19 protein-coding genes are annotated in these 19,117 nt (G+C 68.4%); 12 read left to right on the top strand and 7 right to left on the bottom strand.

All coding sequences use genetic code 11. The features are described from left to right. Nucleotides 1-12: 12 nt before the first annotated feature. Both ACG01O_RS03080 and ACG01O_RS03075 read right to left on the bottom strand, forming a co-directional pair. Nucleotides 13-792, bottom strand: coding sequence for a class I SAM-dependent methyltransferase (locus ACG01O_RS03080; protein WP_394381281.1), 780 nt, complete (start codon nt 790-792; stop codon nt 13-15). Then, entirely contained in the window at nt 789-1,856 is a 1,068-nt protein-coding gene (locus tag ACG01O_RS03075) for a glycosyltransferase family 2 protein (RefSeq protein ID WP_394381279.1), read from the bottom strand. The genes ACG01O_RS03080 and ACG01O_RS03075 overlap by 4 nt, the downstream gene beginning before the upstream one ends. 132 nt (nt 1,857-1,988) lie before the next feature. Here ACG01O_RS03075 and ACG01O_RS03070 point away from each other — a divergent pair, with 132 nt between their 5' ends. The 3 genes from ACG01O_RS03070 to ACG01O_RS03060 are packed head-to-tail and all read left to right on the top strand — an operon-like array spanning nt 1,989 to nt 4,921. Further along, nucleotides 1,989-2,630 carry a glycosyltransferase family 32 protein gene (locus tag ACG01O_RS03070; protein ID WP_394381278.1) on the top strand — a complete coding sequence of 214 codons (642 nt, stop codon included), beginning with the start codon at nt 1,989-1,991 and terminating at the stop codon, nt 2,628-2,630. 21 nt (nt 2,631-2,651) lie between these two features. Then, nucleotides 2,652-3,347: a class I SAM-dependent methyltransferase gene (locus ACG01O_RS03065; RefSeq protein WP_394381276.1), complete on the top strand. Its 696-nt coding sequence runs from the start codon at nt 2,652-2,654 to the stop codon at nt 3,345-3,347. Next, nucleotides 3,344-4,921 carry an O-linked N-acetylglucosamine transferase, SPINDLY family protein gene (locus tag ACG01O_RS03060; protein WP_394381274.1) on the top strand — a complete coding sequence of 526 codons (1,578 nt, stop codon included), beginning with the start codon at nt 3,344-3,346 and terminating at the stop codon, nt 4,919-4,921. The genes ACG01O_RS03065 and ACG01O_RS03060 overlap by 4 nt, the downstream gene beginning before the upstream one ends. An 18-nt stretch (nt 4,922-4,939) precedes the next feature. Here the strand turns inward: ACG01O_RS03060 and ACG01O_RS03055 are convergent, their stop codons facing one another. The 4 genes from ACG01O_RS03055 to ACG01O_RS03040 form a co-directional block, all read right to left on the bottom strand. Next, nucleotides 4,940-7,084 carry an O-linked N-acetylglucosamine transferase family protein gene (locus tag ACG01O_RS03055; protein ID WP_394381273.1) on the bottom strand — a complete coding sequence of 715 codons (2,145 nt, stop codon included), beginning with the start codon at nt 7,082-7,084 and terminating at the stop codon, nt 4,940-4,942. A gap of 12 nt (nt 7,085-7,096) precedes the next feature. Beyond that, entirely contained in the window at nt 7,097-7,633 is a 537-nt protein-coding gene (gene flhC / locus ACG01O_RS03050; protein ID WP_394381271.1) for a flagellar transcriptional regulator FlhC, read from the bottom strand. Nucleotides 7,634-7,769: 136 nt separating this feature from the next. Then, the gene (flhD, locus tag ACG01O_RS03045; RefSeq protein ID WP_394381269.1) at nt 7,770-8,090 is read right to left on the bottom strand and encodes a flagellar transcriptional regulator FlhD; all 321 of its coding nucleotides are present in this window, start codon (nt 8,088-8,090) and stop codon (nt 7,770-7,772) included. A gap of 222 nt (nt 8,091-8,312) precedes the next feature. Beyond that, nucleotides 8,313-8,777: a tetratricopeptide repeat protein gene (locus tag ACG01O_RS03040; RefSeq protein ID WP_394381266.1), complete on the bottom strand. Its 465-nt coding sequence runs from the start codon at nt 8,775-8,777 to the stop codon at nt 8,313-8,315. A gap of 651 nt (nt 8,778-9,428) precedes the next feature. On the opposite strand from ACG01O_RS03040, the gene ACG01O_RS03035 reads away from it, so the two are divergent. The 7 genes from ACG01O_RS03035 (at nt 9,429) to ACG01O_RS03005 (ending at nt 15,842) form a co-directional block, all read left to right on the top strand. After that, nucleotides 9,429-10,295, top strand: coding sequence for a flagellin N-terminal helical domain-containing protein (locus tag ACG01O_RS03035; protein ID WP_394381264.1), 867 nt, complete (start codon nt 9,429-9,431; stop codon nt 10,293-10,295). 342 nt (nt 10,296-10,637) lie between these two features. Then, entirely contained in the window at nt 10,638-11,507 is an 870-nt protein-coding gene (locus ACG01O_RS03030) for a flagellin N-terminal helical domain-containing protein (RefSeq protein WP_394381262.1), read from the top strand. A gap of 171 nt (nt 11,508-11,678) precedes the next feature. After that, the gene (locus ACG01O_RS03025) at nt 11,679-12,557 is read left to right on the top strand and encodes a flagellin N-terminal helical domain-containing protein (RefSeq protein WP_394381260.1); all 879 of its coding nucleotides are present in this window, start codon (nt 11,679-11,681) and stop codon (nt 12,555-12,557) included. Nucleotides 12,558-12,661: 104 nt separating this feature from the next. Next, on the top strand, nt 12,662-14,104 hold the full coding sequence (fliD, locus tag ACG01O_RS03020; RefSeq protein WP_394381258.1) for a flagellar filament capping protein FliD: 1,443 nt from the start codon (nt 12,662-12,664) through the stop codon (nt 14,102-14,104). Between the two features lie 202 nt (nt 14,105-14,306). Further along, nucleotides 14,307-14,741, top strand: a complete 435-nt coding sequence (gene fliS / locus ACG01O_RS03015) for a flagellar export chaperone FliS (protein WP_394381257.1) — start codon at nt 14,307-14,309, stop codon at nt 14,739-14,741. A gap of 33 nt (nt 14,742-14,774) precedes the next feature. Next, a complete protein-coding gene (locus tag ACG01O_RS03010) occupies nt 14,775-15,074 on the top strand; it encodes a flagellar protein FliT (RefSeq protein WP_394381255.1) in 300 nt (99 codons plus the stop codon). A gap of 36 nt (nt 15,075-15,110) precedes the next feature. Next, on the top strand, nt 15,111-15,842 hold the full coding sequence (locus ACG01O_RS03005; protein ID WP_394381253.1) for a flagellar brake protein: 732 nt from the start codon (nt 15,111-15,113) through the stop codon (nt 15,840-15,842). A gap of 22 nt (nt 15,843-15,864) precedes the next feature. On the opposite strand, the gene fliE is transcribed toward ACG01O_RS03005, so the two are convergent. Next, nucleotides 15,865-16,191 carry a flagellar hook-basal body complex protein FliE gene (gene fliE, locus ACG01O_RS03000; RefSeq protein WP_394381251.1) on the bottom strand — a complete coding sequence of 109 codons (327 nt, stop codon included), beginning with the start codon at nt 16,189-16,191 and terminating at the stop codon, nt 15,865-15,867. 149 nt (nt 16,192-16,340) lie between these two features. Here fliE and fliF point away from each other — a divergent pair, with 149 nt between their 5' ends. After that, nucleotides 16,341-18,035, top strand: a complete 1,695-nt coding sequence (fliF, locus tag ACG01O_RS02995) for a flagellar basal-body MS-ring/collar protein FliF (protein ID WP_394381249.1) — start codon at nt 16,341-16,343, stop codon at nt 18,033-18,035. Nucleotides 18,036-18,121: 86 nt separating this feature from the next. Next, entirely contained in the window at nt 18,122-19,117 is a 996-nt protein-coding gene (fliG, locus tag ACG01O_RS02990; protein ID WP_394381247.1) for a flagellar motor switch protein FliG, read from the top strand.

Below are 19,117 nucleotides of genomic sequence, written 5' to 3'. Positions count from 1 at the left end.
CCCGGCAAGGCTTCATTTGGGCGGCATTGCCGCGGCATTCCGCACAGGTCGGTACACCCGCACGAGTTGGCCTGAAGGAAGCGCCCAGCTGACCACTGCCTCGACCTCAGGTACCGCAAAGTCCAAACTCACCAGCCAACGGTCAGGCGGCATCTCGGCACAGGCCTTGGCCCAGACCCGGGGCATGGACTCCGGGCGCTGGAACACGTAGACCAGCGCGAACGCGCCCCAATCGTCGGCCCACAGGTCGCCCTGGCGCACGCGCGCCTGCCGCACGCGCAGCCGGGCCAGCCAAGCCAGCGGCCGGCTCCACTCCACGCCCTCCACGGCGGCTTGCGGGTAGGCGCGCACCAGTTCGCGCAAGCCATCGCCCACGCCACAGCCTGCATCCAGGACCCGCGCGCCCGGCGCCAGCGGCGCGTGGCCGGGCAATGGCTGCAGGGCGCCCGCCGGTGTCGGGAACAGCGGCGCCTCGCTCCAACTGCGCCGGGGGTACAGCCACCACAACAGCGCCAGCGGCAGCAGCCACAGCCACGCCGGCAGCGCGCCCTGCGACCCCAGCGCCAGCACCGACACCGGGAACCCCAGCGCCACGATCAGCCGGCGCCACCGGGCCGCAAACATCAGCGCCAGCGCCGCCCCCACCCCGGCCGCCGCCAGCCAAGCACCAATCGGCCCCCAGGGCTGCAGCAGTTGGTGAACCACCCAGGCCAGCACCCACACCTCCAGCGCCGAGAGGGGCCAGGGCGTCAGCCAGCGCAGCCAGGTGCGCGACGGCGTTGCGCCGCTCATGGCCAAGGGTGCGCCGCGCGCAGTGCCGCGGCCTCCTGCGGGCGATCGGTGCCCTCCAGCACCAAGGCCAGGTTGTGCGCGGCCAAATGGCTGCCCCGGCCGGCCACCGCGCCGGTCTGCTCCGGCCGCTCGCCCAGCGCCAGGCAACGGCGCCAGGCGTCTTCAATCATGGGCAGCAAGGTGGCCGCGTCCTGGGGCTGGCTGGCGGCCAGGTCCAGCAGCAGGTCGCCCAGCGTGAAAAAGAAGTCGGGCGACTCGGCCCCCGCGGCCATCTGGTCGTTCGCAAAGTCCATGGCGTCGGCGTGGCGGCCCAGGCATTTCAGCGCAAACAGACGCCGGGCCACGAGGTCCAGCCACCACGGCGCCTGCGCGGCAGCGGGCAAGGCCGCCGCACGGGCAAAGGCGGCTTCGGCGTCGGCGTGTTCGTCGTACACCGCGCAGTCCTTGCCCAGCTGAAACCACAGGTAGGCGTCGCCGGGCGACTCTTCCAGCGCCTGCTCCAACAAGCGGCGGTTGCGGCCGCGCTTGGCGGCCAGCCGGTCGGCCAGGTACCCATCGTGCCCCACCACCAGCGGCAGGCGGCGCACCGGCAGGTGGTGCTGCGGCTGCTCGTGCACCCGGCCGGCGTAGCGCACCGCGCCCGGCAACACCCGGCTGAGCCAGGCCACTGCTTCTGCCACCGGCGCGTTGCCGCCGGCACCGTGCTCGAACTGGTCGCGCAGCTGCAACGCACCCACGAAGTCAGGCGCCGTGTCGCGCAGGGCCAGCAAGGCCTCACCGCCAGACACCAGCCATTCGTCCGCATCCAGCACGAGGTGCCAGTCAGCACCGGCCAGGGCGAGGGCTTCGTTGCGCGCGGCCGAAAAATCGTCACACCAGGTGAACCGCGCCACACGCGCGCCGTGCGCGGCGGCCACGGCGCGGGTGGCGTCAGTGGAGCCAGTGTCCAGCACCAGCATTTCGTCCACCCAGGGGCGCACGCTGTCCAGCAGGCGGGCGATGCGTTCGGCCTCGTTGCGGGCGATCACGACCAGGGCGACACGGCGCGGGGCGGGTGCGTTCATGCCCCGGATTGTGTGCAGGGCGCCGGGCCGCTCGCGGCAATTCAGGGCCGGATTTCCCCCATTCCACCGGCCTTTGCCCCGGGGCACCCCGTCCTAGAGTGAAGCTTCCACCACCCTCGCAAGGCTCACCCCATGATCCCCCGCACATTGCATGTGATCTGGGTCGGCGACGAATCCAAGCGCCCCGACAACTGCATCCAGACCTGGCGCCAGCACAACCCCGACTGGACCGTGAAGGTGTGGGGCAATGACGAGCTGGCCACCTACGGCTGGATCAACGCCCGCCACATGCGCGAGATGGCCGGCCGCGAACTCAACGGCGTGGCCGACCTGATGCGCTGGGAAATCCTGTACCACGAGGGCGGCTTCGTGGTGGATGCCGACAGCATCTGCCGCCGGCCGCTGGAACCCTGGCTCTTCGAGGGCGAGGCCTGCGCTTGCTGGGAAAACGAACTGATCCGCCCGGGGCTGGTGGCCGCCGGCTACGTGGCCTCCATTCCCGAAAACCCGTTCTTCGGCCAGATGATTCTGGACCTGCAGAAAGAGCCGACCGTGGTGGACCGCATGGCCTGGCAAAGCGTCGGGCCGCTGTACCTGACCGAATCGCTGCGCATGCAGCGCTACGCGGGCCTGACCATCTGGCCCAGCCACTTCTTCATTCCACGCCACTTCACCGGCTTTGAATACAGCGGCGGTGGCCCGGTGTTTGCCGCCCAGGAATGGGGCAGCACACTCGGCAAGTACGACGAGCTGCACAAGCGCAAGGTGGCCTGAGGCCCCAACCAAGGAACGCCCATGACACCCGCCCTCGCCACCGAACGCAAGTCTGCGGACGACCTGCCCGTTTCACCGCTGGAATACGCCCACCAGAAGTACTTCGTGCAGAAGGTGAAGGTGGGCGAAGAGCTGGTGGGCGTGCCGCGGCTGGACGCCTTTGCCGCCTTGTGCGCCGACAAGCGCGTGCTGCACGTGGGCTGCGTGGACTGGCCCATCACCGACCTGAAGCGCTCGCTGCACCTGCAGCTGGACGCCCACTGCGAGCTGGATGGCTTTGACATCCACGGTGAAGCGTTCGAGCTGATGCGCCCGCACCTCAAAGGCCAGCTCTACAGCGACTGGGCCGACGTGACCGGCCCCTACGACACCGTGCTGGTGCCGGAGGTGATGGAACACGTGCCGGATGTGGAGGGCTTCCTGAAGCAGCTCGACGCCGTGGGCGCGCAGCAGTACATCATCACTGTGCCCGATGCCTTCTCGTGCTTTCGCCGGCACTTTGACTACAACAGCGGCGCGCAGACCTTTGTGGAAGTGGTGCACCCGGACCACAACTGCTGGTACACGCCTCATACGCTGGCCAACGTGATTCGCAAGTACACGCCGTGGGCGCTGGAGGCGATGTTCTTCTTCAACGGCATGTCGCTGCTGGCCGTGGCCAACCGCGTCGTGCCAGACGCCTCTCCCGACCCCGCTGCCGCGGCTGCGCCCGAGTGACCCCGGCCACACTGCGCCAGCAGGCCGAACACCTGCGCCACACCGGCCGCGCCGCCGAGGCGGTGGACGTGCTGCTGCAGGCCCTGGCGCTGGCGCCGACCGACACCGACACCTACCTGCAACTGGGCTTCGCCCTGCAGGCCCTCGGGCTGGACAGCCAGGCGGCCGAAGCCTTTCGCACACCGGCCCTGCTGAACCCCGGCAGCGTGATGGCACAGGGCTACCTGGTGCACGCCACGCAAAAGGCGGCCGACTGGACCCAACTGAACGCCGACCTCGCCGCCCTGCGTACCGCGCTGGCCGCCAAGCCGGCCGACGCCGACGACGAATTCGGCATGCCGTTCGCGCTGGTGGGCCTGCCCCACACGCGGGCCGAATTGCGCCGCGCCAGCGAACTTGCCAGCCGCCACCTCGCCCGCGGGCTGAAGGCCCTGCCCGCTGTCACGGCCCAGCCCCTGGCGCCCGGGCAACGTCTGCGGGTGGGCTACCTGTCCGCCGACTTCCATGCCCACGCCACGGCCGCCTTGATGGTGGACCTTCTGGAGCGGCACGACCGCAGCACCGTCGAGGTGTTCCTGTACAGCCACGGCCCGGACGACGGCTCGGCACTGCGCCAGCGCGTGCAACAGGCCGCTGAACATTGGGTGGACGTGACCGCCCTGGACCTGGCCGCCACCGCCGCGCGCATCCGCGCGGACGGCGTGCACGTGATGGTGGACCTGAAAGGCCACACCGCCGGCAGCCGCCTGGCCGCCCTCGCCTGCCGGCCCGCGCCGGTGCAGGCGAGTTGGCTGGGCTTCCCCGGCACCAGCGGGGCCACGTTCATCGACTACCTGATCGGTGACCCCATCGTCACGCCACTGGCGCATGCGGCTGACTGCACCGAACACATCGCCCAGTTGCCCCACTGCTACCAACCGCAAGACCGCCAACGCCGCGCCACTGCCGCCCCGCCGCGCGCGGCCTTGGGCCTGCGGGACGACGCGCTGGTGCTGCTGAGCGCGAATGCGGTCTACAAGATCACGCCACCGCTCTGGGCTGCGTGGATGGACGTCCTGTGCCGCCTGCCCCAAGCCCAGCTGTGGCAACTCAGCGGTGGCGACGCAGCCGATGCCCGCCTGCGGGCCGCCTTGCACGCCGCCGGGTTGAGCGACGACCGGCTGGTGTTTGCCCCGCCGGTGGACATGGACGCCCACCTGGCGCGCCTGGTCGCGGCAGACCTGGCATTGGACAGCTGGCCCTGCAACGGCCACACCACCACCAGCGACGCCCTCGCCGCCGGCTTGCCCGTGGTGACCTGCATGACCGACAGCTTCCCCGGCCGGGTGGCGGCCAGCATCCTGACCGCCGCCGGCCTGGGCGCCAATGTGTGCCAGGACGCAGCGAGTTATGTGGAGCGGGTGTGCGCGCTGGCCGGCAACGCCACCGAGCGCCAGCAACAGCGCAACCGCCTGCTCGCCCGCCCGGCCAGCCTCTACGACATGGACCGCTTCGCCCGCGAACTGGAAGCGCTGTACCACCGCATGTGGGCCCGCGCCGCAGCCGGTCAGCCGCCGGCCGCCCTGCTTGCCTAAACCTCGCGCAGCGGCGATTCAGGGCAGCGGCGCCACCACCAGGTCTCGCGTCGGCTCGCCGGCCTGCTGGCGGCGGTGCGCCTCCAGGTAGGCGGCTTCCAGGTGCCGCGTGAAGCGCGGGGTGTCGAACAAGGCCGAGCCGCCGTCTTGCACCGCCGCCGCCAGCCGGGCGCGCAGCGCGGCCAGCGCGGCGGGGTCATGCGCCAACCGCACGGCCGTGGCCACATAGGACGCGCCGTCAGCCGCAATCAGCTCGGGCAGGCCCACCGCCGTCAACAGGCTGGCAGCCACCCGGGCCGGGAACGAACGGCCGGGCTGCGTCAGCACCGGCAGGCCCATCCAGAGTGCGTCGCTGGCCGTGGTGCCGGCGTTGTAGGGCAAGGTGTCCAGGAACAAGTCGGCCGCAGCCAGCCGGGCGAGGTAGGCCTCGCGCCCGCAGCGGTGGGCAAACACGAGCCGCTCCGGCGCCAGGCCCGCGGCTGCCGCATGCGCGCGCAGGTTGCCGCTGGCGTGTGCGTCTTCGTCCAACACCCACAGCACGCTGCCCGGCACCGCGTGCAGGATCTCGGCCCAGGCCGCGAACTGCGTGGGAACGATCTTGCAGGGGTTGTTGAAGCAGCAAAACACAAAGGCCTCGGCCGGCAGGCCCAGCGCCTCGCGCGACGCCGCGGCCGGACGCGGTCGCTGCCGGTCGTTGGCCTGGTAGCTGGGCAGGTAGATCACGGCCTCGTCGCAAGCCTGGCGGCCTTCGGGCGGCACCACCGTGGCATCGGCCAGCAGGTAATCCACCACGGGCGAGCCGGCCGTGCCCAGGGTGCCGAGGTAGAGCATCTGCACCGGTGCCGGCCGGCAAGCCAGGATGCCACTGCGGGCGCCGTCGGTGAAGCCGGTCAGGTCCACCACGATGTCCACGCCCAGGCGGCGCGCGTGCTGTGCCACCTGCGCGTCGGTCCAGTGGCTGACGTCGTCGAACCGGTCGAACGCCGCGCGCAAGCGTTGCTGCAGCGGGTCATCGCCCAGCGGGCCGTAGCTGAGCGCCATCACCTCGAAGCGCTGGCGGTCGTGCAGCTCGAACACCTCGGCCATGAGGTAGGCCACCGGGTGAGGGCGGAAGTCGCGCGACAGGTAGGCCACCCGCACGCGGCCATCGCTCGGCGCGGCGTCGGGGGCGGGCGCCCAGGCCCCGCGCGGCGGAAACGCGTGGCCAGCCCACAGGCGCGCGGCCTGCAACTGGGCCTGGGGGTCGTCCAGCACGCACTGCAGGGCCAGCGGCTGCACCACGCGCCGGCCCTGGGCCACGGCGGTCTGCAGGGCCCGCACCTCGGCCTCGAACTGGGGCCACTGGTACAGGTGGAGTGCGGCGTAGAGGCGCAGGCCTTGCAGCCAGTCGCCGTCGGGCTGCAGGGCGGCGGCGCGGTCCAGGTCGGCCAGGGCGGCGGTGAACTGGCGGGCCAGCAGGCGCAGGTTGCCGCGGTTGTTCAGGGCCTCGGGCATGTCCGGGCGCAGTTGCAAGGCCTGGTCGTAGGCCGCGAGGGCTTCGGCGGGGCGCTGCAGGTGCTTGAGGGCAATACCGCGCCGGTTGCACACGTCGGCCGATGGCGGCAAGCCAGCCAGGTCTTCCAGCGCTGCGGCCCACTGGCCCAGCTTGAGCCACACGCCGGCCCGCTCCAGCCGGCACAGGGCATGGCCGGGGTCGGCGTTCAGGGCCTGGTTCAGGTGCTCCAGCGCCTCGGCCGGCGCGCCGCGGCGTTGGCAGGCCAGCGACACGGCATGGCGGGCTGCCGGGTAGGCCGGCTGCAGTTGCAGCGCGCGGGCGTAGGCGGTGGCGGCTTCGTCGTGCCGGCCCAACTCCGTCAGGGCCACGCCCCAGTTGTAAAACGCCGGTGCCACCGCGGGCGGCAGCTTGCAGCGGCTGGCATAGCAGCGCTCCGCCGTCGCCCAATGGCCGGCGCCGGCCACGAGGTTGCCCAGCTGCAGCCAGGGCTCGGGGTCGGCCGGGTGTTGGGTGACGGCTTGCGTCAGCAGCTGCGCGGCCTCGGCGGCCTGCCCCTGGGCGAGCAACGCAGCGGCGCGCTGGACCAGCGGGGCGCTGCTGCCCGCGCGGGAACTGGGGTGGGAACCGGGTCGGGAAGGCGGGCGAGAGCCAGGCCGGGGCGCGGACACGGCGGCGCCCGCTCAGTGCATCTGGATGGCGCCCTGGGCGCGGCCCTTGCCGGCACGGGCCGGCGGGTTGCACAGGCCGCACACGTAGTGGCGGGCCACTTCATGCGGGTGGGTGACGAAGTGGCCGTTGCACTTGGAGCACTTGGTCAGCGTCAGCATGCCGTTGTCCACGAACTTCACCAGGCGCCAGGCGCGCGTAACCGACAGCATGGCTTCCAGGCCCTGGGCGGTGGTCTGCTCCTGGTACAGCTGGTAAGCCTTGATAACGGTGTCGATCTCGTCCATCTCGGCGGCCTTGTTCAGGTACTCGTGGATGTTCAGGAACAGGCTGGCGTGGATGTTGGGCTGCCAGGTCATGAACCAGTCGGTCGAGAACGGCAGCTGGCCCTTGGACGGCGACTTGCCGCTGACTTCCTTGTACAGGCGCAGCAGACGCTCGTAGGACAGGTCGGTTTCCGATTCCAGCACCTGCAGGCGGGCACCGAGGTGGATCAGCTGAACGGCACGTTCGATCTGCTTGGCTTCGGTGAGGATGCTCTTGACGCGCATGGTGGGCTCCTGGAATCGGTGTGAACTCAAGGTTCGGTATTCGGTGTTCGGTACTGCGGGCGAGCGCCGGGCCGCCCCAAGCCGCCCCCCTCGGGGGGGGCAGCGGCGCGACAGGCGCCGCCGGGGGCAGCGGTTTTTAGACGTGCTCGTGACGGCCCGCCATCAGGATGGAGGCGTGCAGGCGGTTGACGCTTTCGTTGGCGCCGGGCTTGCTGTGGTTGGTCAGCAGGCCCCACACCAGGTCGTCGCTCATGCGGAAGGCGCACAGCAGCGTGTTGCCGGAGGCGATCTTCATGATCTGGGCCGGGCTGAGCGTGGAGATCAGCGTGGCGGTGTCGTCGCTGATGCCCAGGCGGTAGAGCGCCTGCTCACGGTCGGCCCGAATCAGGCTCTGTGCCAGCATCAGGTACGACAGGTTGGCTTCACGGATCTCGGCGAGCATTTGGTCGGCGTTCATGGCGGTTTCCGTTTCAGAGGTTGGGCGTGGGTGAGAACGTGAAACGGATTGTGTTGACCGCCCTTCTCTGCCGATATCAGGCGCTGTCGGTGCACAGCGTCGTGTTTTCTGGCGGCGCGTGTCAGGCAAATTCCTACACGGGCGTCAGGCCTTCAGGGCTTGAAAACACCGAGGCCCCGCAGCTGCCGCTGGCGGGGCCTCGTCAGGCAAAGGATGGCGGGGTCAGCGCGGCAAGCTGCGCAGGCGCTTGAGCTCCACCATGGCCACCGGCACCAGCTCCGGCGCTTCGGCCTGCAGGCTGTCGCGGCCGGCGCCGCTTTGCAGCTCGCTCAGCACGCCGATGGCCCGGTCCACCTGCCCCTGGCCCGACAGCGCGAACGCCAGGGTGTACAGGCTCGGGCCATGCAGGCTGTGGGCTTGCAGCGCACGCTCGGCGTAAGCGGCGGCATGCTCCAGCCGCCCTGCGGCCAGCAGCAGGGCCGCCATGTCCGACAGCAGGTCGTGGCTCATGGGCTCGCCCTGCAGCGCGTCATACAGCACGCCCAAGCCGCCGCCCAGGTTGCCCTTGGAGGCTTCCGCGAACGCGGCATTGCGCGCACGCGCCAGCAACATGGCGGGGTCGTTGGCAGGAACGGTCACCGGGCGGTGGACGCTCTTGGAACGGGCGGTGTTGGACTGTGCACGCATGGCGAAAACTCCAGTCCGGCATGGGTTATCGGCCGGAATGCGCTGGACTTTAGGCACCGACCCGTACCGCAATCCGCCGAAAAGCCCAGTTCCACAGCCTTTACTCCGCGGCTGTTCGCCGCCGGCGCTGCCGAAAACACACAGGAGACCGCTTCACCACCTCGGCGGTCTCGCGCTTCCCCCTCAGCCGGGTTGCTTCCACAACCCGCTGGCTTGAAGACAGGAGATCCCGCCCGACCCCACCGTTGAATGTCCCCGGCAGCGTGCCCTCGGCCCGACCGGATCCTTTCGCCGCCCTTTCCTGATGCGCTTCCTGGCCGCGAAAACCGATCCAACAAACAAGCCCTTGGCAGCCCCGCTGTTCAATAGATCACAGGCCTTGACAAAAGCAGCTCAAGAAACGTCTTGCGCTGTCCGATAGCCATTCCAACGGCGCTGGAAACAGTACCGTGGTCCGGCTGGAAGGCCGAGGTGGTGTGACTTCGCTCACGGGCGGAGCCATGGACTTCAACGGTTGACTGGCGTCGGGCGTCGCCGCGAAGGCGCGCTTGAAAAGGTGCGCTTGAGCGGACAGCACGGGTGCCTCACCCGGGCACTCGGGTCTTCGCCCGGCGCTTTGCCGGGACTTTTCAAGCTGAAAGGAAGCGCATCATGGCCTCGGTCATCAATACCAATTTGCTGTCGCTCAATGCGCAGCGCAACACGGCGACCACGCAGTCGTCACTCGCCACCTCCTTGCAACGCCTGTCGTCGGGCCTGCGCGTCAACTCCGCCAAGGACGACGCCGCCGGTCTGGCCATCTCTGAGCGTCTGAGCGCCCAGGTGCGCGGCGGCAACGTCGCCATCCGCAACGCCAACGACGGCATCTCGCTGTCGCAGACGGCGGAAGGCGCGCTGTCCAAGGTGAACGATTCGCTGCAGCGCATGCGCGAACTGGCGGTCCAGGCCCGCAACGCCACCAACACCAGCGCCGACAAGGACTCGCTGGACAAGGAATTCGGCGAACTGTCCAAGGAAATCCAGCGCGTGCTGGGCGGCACGACCTTCAACGGCCGCGCCATCCTGGCCACCTCCGCAGCTGGCACCCAGACCTTCCAGGTCGGCGCCAACGTGACCTCCAACGACCGCATCGACGTCGCCACGACGGACATGACGACCGCCACGGAAATCACGACGGTCGCGGGCACGGACAACCAGGGCACGGGCCGCGCGGTGATCGACAACACCGCCACGGGCACGACGATCGACACGGTCATCGGCAACATCGACACCGCGATCAACAAGGTCAGCTCCGAGCGCGCCACGCTGGGCGCCTCGCAAAACCGCCTGGACCAGGTCATCTCCAACCTGCAGATCTCGGTGGAGAACCAGAGCGCTGCGAAGAGCCGCATCACCGATGCCGACTTTGCGCAGGAAACCGCCAACTTGAGTCGAGCCAACATCCTCCAGCAGGCAGGCAACGCGATGATCGCGCAAGCGAACCAGATTCCGTCGCAAGTCCTGTCCTTGCTTCGATGACCCCGGGCCAGCCTCGCTGGCCCTGAGCGCACCGTCTCTCTCGAAGACGGAAGGCCTCACCCCTCCAGCTCAAGCCCCTTGACGCCATCCCGTCCACCGGGACGGGTGGCGTTTTTTGGGCGCATTTGCAAAAAGGGATTCAAGTCAATCCATCAGCCGACGATAACCAGTCCAACGGGTTCGCGATTCATTCGAGGACTACGTGGTCCGGTCAGCCGGCCTCGCGTGCAATGGGCACACAGGCAGGACGCGGACGGGGGCGGCTCCATGTGGGAGCCCGCCTGTTGCAACCGCTATTGACCGGCTTCGCACCGGACTTTTCGTCAACGAAAGGATTGAGTCATGCCTCAAGTCATCAACACCAACCTGGCTTCCCTGAACGCACAGCGCAACACGGCCATGTCGCAGTCGTCGCTGGCCGTTTCGATGCAGCGCCTGTCGTCGGGCATGCGCGTCAACTCCGCCAAGGACGACGCCGCCGGCCTGGCCATTGCCGAGCGCATGAGCGCCCAGGTGCGCGGCTCGCAAGTCGCGATCCGCAACGCCAACGACGGCATCTCGCTGGCACAAACCGCGGAAGGCGCACTGTCCAAGGTGGGCGATGCGCTGCAGCGCATGCGTGAACTGGCCGTGCAGTCGCGCAACGCCACCAACACCTCGGCCGACAAGGACTCGCTGGACAAGGAATTCGGCGAACTGGCCAAGGAAATCCAGCGCGTGCTGGGCGGCACCACCTTCAACGGCAAGGCCGTCTTGGCCACGGCTGCTGCGGGCACGCAGACCTTCCAGGTGGGCGCCAACACCACCGGCAACGACCGCATCGACATCGTCACGACCGACATGACGACGGACACCACCATCACCACGGTGGCCGGCACCGACAACCAGGGCACGGGCCGCGCGGTCATCGACAACACGGCCGCGGGCACCGCGATCGACACGGTGATCACCAACATCGACACCGCGCTGGACAAGGTCAACGGTGAGCGCGCCACGCTGGGTGCGTCGCAAAACCGCTTCGATGCCGTGATCTCCAACCTGCAGGTGGCGGTGGAAAACCAGAGCGCGTCTCGCAGTCGCATCATGGACGCGGACTTCGCGCAGGAAACCGCCAACCTGAGTCGAGCGCAGATCCTGCAGCAGGCCGGCAACACCATGGTGGCGCAGGCCAACCAGTTGCCCCAGCAGGTGCTGGCGCTGCTGCGCGGCTGACGACGTCGCCCACGCCGCGCGCCGCCCGCAAAGGCTGGCGCGCGGTGCCCAGGTTTGGGCGTGGTTTGGCCCGTTGATCGGGCTTTTGGCGCGAATGCGCACTTTCAGAATTCGGTCCATCGAGCTTGGCATCCCTGACGCCGGCTCGGCGACCGAATCCAGGAGTGCGCGATGCCCCAGACCATCAACACCAACATCAACTCGCTGAACGCCCAGCGCAATCTGAACGCCTCGCAAGGCTCGCTTGCGGTGTCGATGCAGCGCCTGTCGTCGGGCATGCGAGTGAACTCCGCCAAGGACGACGCCGCCGGCCTCGCCATTGCCGAGCGCATGAACACCCAGGTGCGCGGCATGAACGTCGCCATCCGGAACGCCAACGACGGCATTTCGCTGGCGCAGACCGCGGAAGGCGCGCTGGGCAAGCTGGCCGACAACCTGCAGCGCATGCGGGAGCTGTCCGTCCAGGCCCGCAACTCCACGAACAGCAGCTCCGACAAGGACTCGCTGAACAAGGAATTCGAGCAACTCGGCTCGGAAATCTGGCGGATCATCAACGCCACGACCTTCAACAGCAAACCCATCCTGGCCGACACGGCCGGTGTTGCGGCGGGTACGGGTCAGACCTTCCAGATCGGCGCGAACACCACGGCCAACGACTCGATCACGGTGCCGGCGCTGGACCTGACGGCCGATGCCACCGTGACCGCGCTGCTGGGCACCGGCACGGCACCCTTCCCCGCCTTGATCGACAACACGGCCGACTTCACGGCCATCGGCCTGGTGATCGACAACATCGACACCGCGCTGAACACGATCAACAACACCCGGGCCACGTTCGGTGCCACGCAGTCGCGCTTCGACGCGGTGATTTCCAACCTGCAAGTGGCCGTGGAAAACCAGTCCGCCGCCCGCAGCCGCATCATGGACGCCGACTTCGCCGCGGAAACCGCCAACATGAGCCGCGCGCAAATCCTGCAGCAGGCCGGCAATGCCATGGTGGCCCAGGCCAACCAGCTGCCGCAGCAGGTGCTGTCACTGCTGCAACGCTGACGCCCGGCGGGGCGCCCGCAAAAAAATCTGCACGGAACCCCTCAAGTTCCGGAAACTCGGGCCGATATACCCCTGGCATATCGGCCTTTTTGCATTGCTGAGTCATGGCCACGATCACATCCCTCGGTATCGGCAGCGGTCTGGACGTCGAATCCATCATCACCAAGTTGATGGCGGTCGAACAACAGCCCATCACCGACATCACCAAGAAAACCGACGGTCTCAAGACCCAGCTGTCCACGTATGGGCAGATCCAGAGCGCGCTGTCCACGCTCCGTGATGCGTCGGCCAAGCTGAGCAACCCCGACACCTGGGCCGGCGCCAAGACCACCAGCAGCGACACCAGCGCCGTCACGGCCACGGCCAGCACCGGTGCGGCGGTGGGCACGGCGTCCATCAGCGTCAGCCAGCTGGCCGCCGCGCAAACGCTGGCGTCGAGCACCTTCACCAACGCCACCGCCACGGTGGGCCAGGGCTCCATCACCATCGAGCTGGGCAGTTGGGGCACGGACGCCGTGACCGGCGACCCCACCTTCACCAGCAAATCCGGCACCACGCCGGTCACCATCAACATCGGCGCGGGCCAAGACCAGCTCAGCCAGGTGCGTGACCAGATCAACGCCGCCAACGCCGGCGTGACCGCAGCCGTGGTGACCGACGCCACCGGCTCGCGCCTGACGCTAACCTCGCGCACCACCGGCGAAACCAACGCCTTCCGCGTGACCGTCAGCGACGCCGACGGCAACTCCGGCGACGCGTCCGGCCTGTCACAGCTGGCCTACGACCCGAGCACCACGGTGAGCCAGATGTCGCTGAGCCTGCCCGCGGCCAACGCACGCGCCATCCTCAACGGCCTGCCCATCAGCTCCGAAACCAACTCGCTGACCTCGGCCATCGACGGGCTCAACATCATCCTGCTCAAGACCACGCCTCCGGTGACCTTGAGCATCACGCAGGACACCGACGCGATCAAGAAAGCGGTGAGCGACTTCACCGCCGCGTACAACGCCGTCAACCAGTTGCTGCGCACGCAAACCAAGTACGACTCGGCCACCAAAACCGCCGGCGTGCTGCAGGGCGACTCCACCGCCGTGGGCCTGAACAACCGCCTGCGTGGCGTGGCCGGCGGCGCCACCTCACTGGGCGGCGCCTTCGCCCGCCTTTCCGACATCGGCCTGGCCCCAGGGTCGGACGGCAACCTGCCCACCGCGGGCAGCAAGCTGGACAAAGCCCTGACCAACACCGCCGACCTGAAGCAGTTCTTCATGGGGGTGGACAACACCGACGCCGCCAACAGCGGCTTCGCCACGCGCATGCGGCAGTTGGTGGACCAGGCGCTGAGCGTGGACGGCAGCGTGTCCAACCGCGAAAAAGGCATCCAGGACCAGATCAACACCAACAACAAACGGGTGGACGACCTGCAGGACCGCGTGGCCTCCACCGAAAAGCGGCTGCGGGCGCAGTACGCCTCCTTGGACACGGCGATGAGCAAGTACAGCAGCCTGTCCAACTACATGACGCAGCAGATCGCGCAGTTCAACAAGTGACGCGCGCTGTGCCCGCCCAGCCGCATCGACAAGGCGACCTCCGGGTCGCCTTTTTTCTTGCGCGCCGGGCACAGCCGGGCGATTGCGCGGCATTGGCCACACAGTTCGACGCATGCAAACGCAGCGGGCACCTCAAGTCTGGGGAGGGCTGGCCGAAAAACATTGCAACGCGACGAACTTTCCACACCCCATGTACGGCAACATGACCTCCCCTTTCGCCGCCCGCGGACAGCGCGCCACCCTCTACGCCAAGGTCGGCCTGGAGACCGATGTGCAGGCAGCCAGCCCGCACCGCCTGGTGGCCATGCTGTTCGACGGCGTGTTTGACGCCATGAACCAGGCCGCCACCGCCATCCAGACCGGCAACGTCGAGCTCAAGGGCCGATCGCTGAGCCGCGCGGTGCGCATCCTGGACGAAGGCCTGCGCGCCGGGCTGGACCTCTCGGCCGGCCAACTGGCCCTGGACCTGCGCGAGCTGTACGGCTACGTCTGCATGCGCCTGACCCAGGCCAACCTGCGCAGCGATCTGTCTGCAGTCGAAGAGTGCCAGCGCCTGCTCTCGCCGGTGCGCGAAGCCTGGAACGGCATCGCCCAAACGCCCGCCGCCCTTGGCGCCGGTGCAGCCCGCGCGGCCTGAGGGCCGTCCCACGAATCAGCCGGTGATGCAGCCATGAACTCTGAACTGCTCAACTACTACGAGGCCATCGAGCAAGCCAGCGCGGACATGCTGTCCGCCGCCCGCACGGGCAACTGGGACGAGGTGGTCAAACTCGAAGGCGCCTGCGTGCTGCTGATCTCGCAACTCAAGGCCGCCGCCAGCCACACCCAGCTGGCCGCGGGTGAGTCGCAGCTGAAGACGCGCATCATGCAGCGCATCCTGCTCAACGACGCCGAGATCCGCCACCTCGCCGAGCCCTGGCTGGAAGACCTGGACCACGTGCTCAAAGGCAAGGCACGTCTCGTTCACTGACCTTTCGGGTCCACCTCGGGCCACTACCATCGCGGCATGACCGCCCCCAACGCCCAACCTGAGGACCTTCGCGTTCCCTCTGCCGCTGAAGTTCTGGCCTACCTGCAACAGCTGCAACGCGAGCAAGCAGCCGTTCAGCTCACCGGCCCGCAAGGCGAAAGCCTGAGCGCCCGCATCGTGGCGCTGGACGCCGCGGCCGACTTCATCGGCCTGGCCCTGGGCGCCGACCCCGAAGGCATCAGCCAGGCGCTGGTGAGCGAAGGGGAAATCACGGCCGTCAGCTTCCTGGGCGCCGTGAAACTGCAATTTGAGCTGGATGCACCGGTGCTCGTCAGCGGCGAGCAGGGCAGCGTGTTGCGCTGCCCCCTGCCCGAGCGCATGTACCGCTTCCAGCGCCGCCAGTCCTTCCGCGTGCAGCCCGCCGGCAGCATGTACCCGCGCGTGGTGCTGCCGGGCAGCACCGAGCCGGGCCGTGCGCTGCGGGTGCTGGACATCAGCATCGGCGGCCTGGCACTCGTCATCCCGCCCGATTTCGGCGCGCTGCAGCCCGGCGACGTGGCCCGCGGCCTGACCCTGGAGCTGGACCGCGTCACCGCGCTGCGCGTGAACCTGCTGCCGCACCACGCCAGCCCCATCCGCGGCGATGCCACCGGCATGCTGCAGCTCGGCTGCGCGTACGTGGACCCCGACGCGGCCGCCCACCGCACCTTGCAGGTGTACGTGGACCAGACGCAAAAAAAGCGCCGGCTGCTGAAGCTCGACGCTTGAGTGCTGCGGCCCGCTTGGGCCGTCAGATCTGCATGTTCATGATGTCGGAGTAGGCTGCCACCAGCCGGTTGCGCACCTGCAGCGTGGCCTGAAAGCCGATCTGGGCCTTCTGCATCGAGACCATGGTTTCTTCCAGGCTCACGGTCGGGTTGTCCAGCTGAACCTCGCGCTGCAGGCGCGACGCTTCGTTCTGCTGGGCACTCACGCTCTTGAGCGCCTGCGTCATGGCGTCGCCAAAACTGGCGCCGGTCGTGGCCGCCGGCTTGGCCGACAGCGGCGTGCCGTTGACCGACAGCCCCGCCCGGGCGGCTGCCTGAGCGAAGTCGAAGGGGCGCAGCTTCATGTCCATGGGCTGGCACTGTGGCAGAGCGCCCACCACCCGAAGCGCGGAGATGCGCCGCACACCTCGGCCACTTCAGCGCTTTCTTGAGGGGGTGGGCACGAATAATTTGCGCCATCGGCCAATTCCCGGCCCTCCATTCGCATCTGCCGCCTCCCATGGACAACGCCCTGAGCGCCCCCGCTGCCACCGCCCCGGTGCTCATCACCCCAGCCGACGCGCAGCCCGGCTTCGTGCAGCGCCTGAACGGACTGCCGCTGCGCAGCAAGCTCACCATGGGTGCGGGCCTGCTGGCGCTGGCCGGCGCGGTGCTGGCCATCACGATGTGGTCCACCCAGGGCGACTACCGCCCGCTGTTCACCGGCCTGGCCGACAAAGACGGCGGCGCCGTCATCGGCCAGCTCTCGGCCATGCAGGTGCCTTACAAGCATGAAGCCGGCGGCACCATCCTCGTGCCGGCAGGCCAGGTGTACGAACTGCGCATGAAGCTCGCCGCCCAGGGCCTGCCCAAGGGCGGCACCGGCAACGCGGTGGGCTTCGAGCTGATGGACAAGTCCAGCATCGGCCAGACCCAGTTCAATGAGCGGCTGAACTTCCAGCGCGGGCTGGAGGGCGAGCTCACCCGCACCATCACCGCCATGTCTGACGTGGCCGACGCCCGCGTGCACCTGGCCATTCCGCAGCAGACCGGCTTCTTCCGCGAGCAGCAAAAGCCCAGCGCCAGCGTGATGCTGACGCTGCGCGGCGGCCGCACGCTGGACCGCACGCAAATTGCCGGCATCGTGCACCTGGTGTCCAGCAGCGTGCCCGACCTGCACCCCAAGGCCGTGAGCGTGCTGGACCAAACCGGCGCCCTGCTCTCCCAGACCGGCGCCGATGCCGCCACCGGCCTGGACAGCCAGCAACTGCAGCACAAGCAACAGATCGAGGCCAGCTACAACAAGCGCATCTTCGAGCTGCTGGAACCCGTGGTGGGCCGCGACAACCTGCGCTCCACCGTCACGGCCGATGTGGACTTCTCGCAAACCGAGGCCACCGCCGAGGAATACCGCCCCAACCAGGGCCCGAACGCCCAGGCCGCGGTGCGGTCCAGCCAGAGCAACGAGTCCAACAACGCCAACGTCGCGCCGCCCACCGGCGTGCCCGGCGCGGCCGCCAACCAGCCGCCGGCCGCCGCCACGGCGCCCATCAACGGCGCCAGCGCTCCGCTGCAGGCCACGCAATCCGGCGCTGGCAACAGCACGCGCCGCGAACAGGTCACCAACTACGAGCTGGACAAGACGGTGCGCGTCACCCGCGGCTCGGTGGGCAACGTCAAGCGCCTGAACGCCGCCATCGTGGTGAACCACCGCTCGGTCACCGACGCCAAGGGCAAGACGACCAACCAGCCCGTGTCGGCCGAAGAAATCACCCGCCTGACCGACCTGGTCAAGGAGGCCATGGGCTTCAACGCCGAGCGGGGCGACTCGGTCAAGGTCATCAGCGCGCCCTTCGTGCTGGACAAGAGCGAGCCCGTCGACACCCCACTGTGGAAGCAGCCCTGGGTGCTGGACATCGCCCGCAGCGCCATCGTGCCGCTGGCGTTCGTGGCCATCGCGCTGATCGCGGTGTTCGGCATGATCCGCCCCGCCATCAAGGCCGCCGCCCCGCTGCCCCCGGTTGAGGAGGCCAAGACCGAAACCGTGGACGAGGTGGTGGACGACACCGAACTGCTGCCGGGCCCCGACGGCATGCCCAAGCTCGAAGCCCCGCTGCACAACGAGAAACTCGACCGCGCACGCACCCTGGCGCGCGACAATCCGCTGGCAGTCGCCAACATCGTGCGCGACTGGATGGAAGGGCAATCCGCTTGACCGTGCACGCCTCGCCCAAGGCCCGCCTTGGCCGGCCCCGCCCAGGGAACGGCGGTGCACTGCGCAGCGGCGCGTGAGGGTTGAACATGGACGACAAAGGCATCGAGAACGCAGCCATCCTGCTGATGTCGCTGGGCGAAGAAGAGGCCAGCGAGGTCTTCAAGCATCTGTCTCCCAAGGAAGTGCAAGCCTTGGGCGAAACCATCGCCAAGCTCAAGATCATCAAGCGGGCGCAGGTGGAGGAGGTGCTCGACAAGTTCGACTCCGTCGCCGACACCCACAGCACGCTGGTGACCGACACCGACGAATACGTGCGCGCGGTGCTGCGCAAGGCGCTCGGTGAAGACAAGGCCAACCTGCTGCTGGACCGCATCCTGCAAGGCAGCGATGTCTCGTCCATCGAAAGCCTCAAGTGGATGGACGCCGCCAGCGTGGCCGAACTGCTGCGCAACGAGCACCCGCAGATCATTGCGGCCATCCTGGCCCACCTGGACTTTGACCAGACCAGCTCCGTGCTCAAGCTCTTCACCGAGCGGGGCCGCAACGAGGTGCTGATTCGCATCGCCACGCTGGACGGCATCCAGCCCACCGCACTGAAGGACCTCAACGAGGTCATGAGCCAGATCCTGGCCGGCGGCGAGCGCATGAAGAAGAGCTCGCTGGGCGGCGCCAAGACGGCGGCGGAAATCATCAACATGATGGGCTCCAGCGTGGAAGCCTCGGTGCTGGACTACATCCGCGAGGCCGACTCCGACCTGGCCCAGAAGATCATGGACAACATGTTCACGTTCGACGACGTGAACAAGATCGACGACAAGGGCATCCAGGCCATGCTCAAGGAAGTGCAGAGCGAAAGCCTGGTGGTGGCCCTCAAGGGCGCCAGCGTCGACCTGCGCGAGAAGATCTTCCGCAACATGTCCAGCCGCGCCGCCGAAACCCTGCGCGAAGACCTCGAAAGCCGCGGCCCGGTGCGCCTGTCCGAGGTGGAGGCCGAGCAGAAGGAAATGCTCAAGATCGTCCGCCGCCTGGTGGACGAAGGGCAGATCGTGCTGGCGGGTGGGGGTGACGACCAGTTCGTCTGA

This window comes from Pelomonas baiyunensis (genome assembly GCF_043555935.1).
Taxonomy (GTDB): Bacteria; Pseudomonadota; Gammaproteobacteria; order Burkholderiales; family Burkholderiaceae_C; genus Pelomonas; species Pelomonas baiyunensis.
The sequence above is the reverse complement of the archived record's forward strand: the minus strand, read 5'-3'. Positions and strand labels throughout refer to the sequence as shown.